This is a genomic window from Pedobacter agri PB92 (assembly GCF_000258495.1).
Taxonomy (GTDB): domain Bacteria; phylum Bacteroidota; class Bacteroidia; order Sphingobacteriales; family Sphingobacteriaceae; genus Pedobacter; species Pedobacter agri.
The window spans coordinates 1-1774 of the sequence record NZ_AJLG01000316.1; the positions used below are offsets into that span (position 1 = coordinate 1).

General features: G+C 36.6%; 2 protein-coding genes. One reads left to right on the plus strand and one right to left on the minus strand.

The features are described from left to right. Positions 1 to 167: 167 nt before the first annotated feature. Entirely contained in the window at positions 168 to 578 is a 411-nt protein-coding gene (locus ON09_RS23555) for a helix-turn-helix domain-containing protein (protein ID WP_010603527.1), read from the plus strand. Positions 579 to 831: 253 nt separating this feature from the next. Here the strand turns inward: ON09_RS23555 and ON09_RS24640 are convergent. After that, positions 832 to 1774: toll/interleukin-1 receptor domain-containing protein (locus tag ON09_RS24640; RefSeq protein ID WP_238533798.1), on the minus strand; the 943-nt coding region annotated here is incomplete at its 5' end.

A 1774-nucleotide genomic window follows, 5' to 3' on the forward strand; every position in this document is an offset into this window, starting at 1 on the left:
AAGCCTTGAGTTATTCCTTGTTGTTTGTGTTATTTACTTGTAGTCATGCTTTAGCTGCGCTCAGGTTTGTTTCTTTTGTATCAAGACAAAAGAAAAAGGCCGCTGCCGATGAGGCGAAAGAAAAATCAACTGGATGATACAATTCAAAAAATAAATTATATTTGGCTATGGAAACTGCTGAAAAAACCAACCGTACTCATTTAGGTAGAAAAATTAGCCGCATTCGCGAATTGCGTGGAATGAAACAGGAAGCGCTTGCTGCCGAACTGGGCATTAGCCAACAAGCCATTAGCAAATTGGAGCAAAGTATGGAGATTGAAGATTCTACGTTAGAGAAAGTGGCAAAGGTTTTGGGCGTGACGGCGGAAGCGATTAAAAACTACTCGGATGAGGCCGTGATAAATAATATTCAAAATAACTACGACAGTTCTGTTGTAAATTCAGGCCCCACAGTTAATCATAATTGCACATTCAACCCTTTGGACAAACTAATGGAAGCATTAGAGGCTAACAAAGAGTTATATGAAAGGTTGTTGGCATCTGAAAGAGAGAAGGTGGAGATATTGAAGGGAAGATAGAAAAATCTGTACTACTTAATTCCGCGTCATTGCGAACACGATTTTCCATTGAGTGTGGCAATCCCCCCCTAGCTTAGTAATTCCGCTCAAGTGCACTGGCATTGGCTCTTAACCTATCGGATTACAAATCCGTCTTTATCTTTAGTTCGAGATGCCTTCAAAATCTATGAATAGTTGAGTTTGGGAGCGCGATATTTCTAAATATTGTTAAGTCATATTCAAATGCTTACACCAGTGTGTGTCCTATTGATAATTAAGATACTCCAACTTGCGCAATGAATTCGTTCCAAATTCTTTCAGCAATCTGTTTATCAGTCAATCGCTCTTCATTACGAGAATGCATACCACTGAGTTGCCAAAAAAGCTCGTAGTTATCGTGCTCGATGGAGAAAATATTATCTAAACTAAAGGTATTTTGAGTTCGGTTTTTTGTAAAGTTATAGTTTAAATCGCTATGCCTAAAACCATCTTCGTTCGAAACTGAAATAGTAATGTAGGCATCTTTTAGATTTCCTTTGTTAGAAATTAAACAGGTAATAAATTTTTTATCCTCGTCCAATAATTTTGCTTGAAGATTTTCTATTCCATTAAATTCAGACATCGCCAACTTAAAATAGTTTTTAATCACCTCAAAACTTTTCTCCTTAAAATTTAATCTATCAACTTCTGTGAAAATTTTTTCCGCTCTATAATTTCTACCTGGAGATGTTGGTTGTTTGATATGATCGACTGTGATACCCTGGTTAACCATACCGATGTTAAGTAGTTTTCTAATTTCTTGAGCAACTTTTGCAAATGCGTTATTGGGATTAGTCCACTCACTTACTGGCTTCCCATCATCTGGAAGAGCTTTAATAGCTCCCATTGGCGTCGACTTCCAGTCGCAGGGCTCTACAATAATCGGAATAACTGTAATTCTACCCTCTTCTTGTAACTTTAGTGCAGTTGTAAATTCTTTTTCATAACAATAGTGAGAGGCAATATAATCAGGACTTACAATGGATATGAACAATTGAGATGAAGATAATGCAGAGGAAATACTATCATCTAAAGAACTGCCAGCGGTTATTTCTTGATCAGTCCATTCTGTAATTAAACCCTCACGTTTAATTTGTGCTAAATGAACAGTTAATTTATCTAAATAGCCTACATCTTTGTGACTGTATGATATAAATGCTTTCATATAGTGTGTACGT

Bases quoted from the DNA above. Each gene is read 5' to 3' on its own strand.
- ON09_RS23555 (WP_010603527.1), top strand. From the start codon at position 168: ATGGAAACTGCTGAAAAAACCAACCGTACTCATTTAGGTAGAAAAATT.